The organism is Pseudoxanthomonas sp. (assembly GCF_002863005.1).
Lineage (GTDB): Bacteria > Pseudomonadota > Gammaproteobacteria > Xanthomonadales > Xanthomonadaceae > Pseudoxanthomonas_A.
On record NZ_PKDG01000028.1, the window covers coordinates 1 to 2660 of the forward strand.

The following is a 2660-nucleotide window of genomic DNA, read 5'->3' on the forward strand; positions in this document are numbered from 1 at the left end:
GGCCGGTGCGACGATGGCCGACATCGTGGCCAGCGTGCAGCGCGTGACCGACATCATGGCCGAGATCTCGGCGGCCTCGCAGGAGCAGTCGGCCGGCATCGAACAGGTCAACCAGACCATCACTCAGATGGACGAGACCACCCAGCAGAACGCCGCGCTGGTGGAGGAAGCCACCGCCGCCGCCCGCGCCATGGAAGAGCAGGCGCATGCGCTGAGCGACGCCGTGTCGACCTTCCGCCTGGACAGCCACGGCACGGTCGCACGCCTGGTGCAGGAACGCGTCACCCGCATCGCGGCCGGCGGCGCACACCGCACGGTCTCCGAACCCCACGCCTACTGACCCGCTAAAGAAACCCCACCCGGGGCCGATCTAGGCATTGACCGGTTCCGTCCCGGGAACCCCACCCCTTACCGGCTGCGACAGGAGCCCGACGAATGAGCGACAAGAAGACCCAGGCCGCGGCGAGCGCGGACGAGTTCCTCAGTTTCACCCTGGGGGACGAGCACTACGGCGTGGATATCCTGAAGGTGCAGGAGATCCGTGGCTACGACTCGGTGACGCGCCTGCCGGATGCACCGGACTACATCAAGGGCGTCATCAACCTGCGCGGCACCATCGTGCCAGTGATCGATCTGCGCCTGAAACTGCGGTTGAAGGAAGCGCGCTATGACGCCTTCACCGTGATGATCGTGCTGAACGTGGAGGACCGCGTGGTCGGCATCGTGGTGGACAGCGTCTCGGACGTGCTCGCCCTGAACGCCGAGCAGATCCGTCCCACCCCGGAGTTCGGCGCCAGCGTCGATACCCGTTTCATCTCCGGCATCGGCACGGTGGACGAGCGCATGCTGATCCTGCTCGACATCGAAACGCTGATCGACAGCGCTGACCTGGGCCAGCCCCTGCCGGAACAGGCGGCTGCCTGATCCGTCGCCGGGCATCCGGCGCAGTGATGTTCTCCCGAGACCGCGGCCCTCACCGGCCGCGGTCTTCGCGTTTCCGGCGCCCGCTGCCGACCCGGATGCGTCCTCCGTCGCAGAACGCTGCCTGCGCCTGAACATTCGCCCCCGCCGGCCGATAACCCCTTTGGGACGCCACGGCGCCCCGCCCTCCCCTGTATCGCCCGTCGTCCGAGATCGCCATGACGTTCACTGCCCGCATTGCCGCCACCCTCTCTTCGCTGCCCCTGAAGCGCCGCTTCCTCATCCAGACCGCGGTCGTCGCGGCAGGCACCATCGCCCTGGCCGTCGTCGCCGCCCGCATGCAGTACCTGGACCTGACCGGCACGCGCCAGGCCGGCCTGAAAGCGCAGACCGAGATGGCACTGGGCGTGATCGAGGGTTACGCGCAACAAGCGAAGGACGGCAGGCTCGATGAAGCCGATGCGAAGGCCCGCGCGCTCGCGACCCTGGCGACCATGCAGGCCAACAAGGGCGTGGACTACTTCTTCGTCACCGACGAAGCGCCGACCATGCTGATGCACCCCACCCGCCCCGACCTGGTCGGCAAGCCGCTGGACGACGTGCTCAGCCCCGATGGCAAGCGCATCTTTCCCGAGTTCGTCCGCGTCGCGCGCGCCGGCGGCGGCCATGTCGACTACAGCTGGGCGAAGGCGGGCGAAGAGGATCCGGTGCCCAAGACATCGTATGCGGCGCTGTACCAGCCCTGGGGCTGGGTCATCGGCACCGGCGTCTACATCGACGACACGCAGGCGCAGGCATTGCAGTTCACCCTCATCATGACCGTCGCGGGCGGCGTGCTGGTGCTGTTGAGCATGGCGATCGGCTGGGTCATCGGCCAGTCGGTGCTGGAGCCGGTCGCACGCGCACTGGCCGCCATCAAGGGCGTGTCGCGCGGCGACCTGAGCGTGCGCACCGGCCACCATGGCCGCGACGAAATCGGGCAGATGCTGAAGTCCACCGATGCGATGGTGCACATGCTCGAACGCTTCTCGCACGAGACGCGCGACATGATCCGGCTGCACGCCGCCGAGGACATCCGCCACCGCATGCCGGAGGACTTTCCCGGCGTGTACGGCGAACTGGCTGCCGGCATCAACACCATGATGTTCGAACACCTGGATGCCTTCCGCGATGCCATCGGCATCCTGGAGCGCTACGCCAACGGGGACCTGAGCCAGGATGCGCGCCGCCTGCCGGGCACCCGCGCCTTCCTGCACGAGGCGATGGACGCCGCCAAGCAGAGCCTGCTGGCCATCAACGGGGAGATCAAGCGACTGGCGCAGGCAGCCTCGGCCGGCGACTTCACCGCCCGCGGCGACGAGGCCGGCTTCCGCCACGACTTCCTGCAGATGGTGCAGGGCCTGAACGCCATGATGGCGACGAGCGACCGCAACCTGGCCCAGCTGTCGTCGCTGCTGCGTGCCATCGCCGAAGGCGACCTGAGCGCGCGCATGGAAGGCGACTTCCACGGTGTGTTCGCCACCATGCGCGACGACGCCAACGCTACCGTCGCCCAGCTCACCGACATCGTCGGCCGCATCCAGGACGCCTCCGGTTCCATCAACACCGCTGCCGGCGAAATCGCCGCCGGCAACAACGACCTCTCGCGCCGTACCGAACAGCAGGCCGCCAACCTGGAAGAAACCGCCGCCTCCATGGAGGAACTGACCTCCACCGTGCGCCAGAACGCAGAGTCGGCC

Annotated in this window: 3 protein-coding genes; all 3 read left to right on the forward strand. The window is 67.9% G+C overall.

All coding sequences use genetic code 11. The annotated features are described in order from the left end of the window. Window positions 1-340: methyl-accepting chemotaxis protein (locus CYU89_RS12585; protein ID WP_296281432.1), on the forward strand; the 340-nt coding region annotated here is incomplete at its 5' end. Window positions 341-435: 95 nt separating this feature from the next. Further along, window positions 436-924 (forward strand): chemotaxis protein CheW, encoded by a 489-nt coding sequence (locus tag CYU89_RS12590; protein WP_192267748.1) that lies wholly within the window; start codon window positions 436-438, stop codon window positions 922-924. 215 nt (window positions 925-1139) lie between these two features. Continuing rightward, the coding region (locus CYU89_RS12595) for a methyl-accepting chemotaxis protein (protein WP_296281436.1) at window positions 1140-2660 on the forward strand (1521 nt) is incomplete at its 3' end.

Coding starts and splice junctions, on each gene's coding strand:
- CYU89_RS12590 (WP_192267748.1), top strand. CDS start 436: ATGAGCGACAAGAAGACCCAGGCCGCGGCGAGCGCGGACGAGTTCCTC.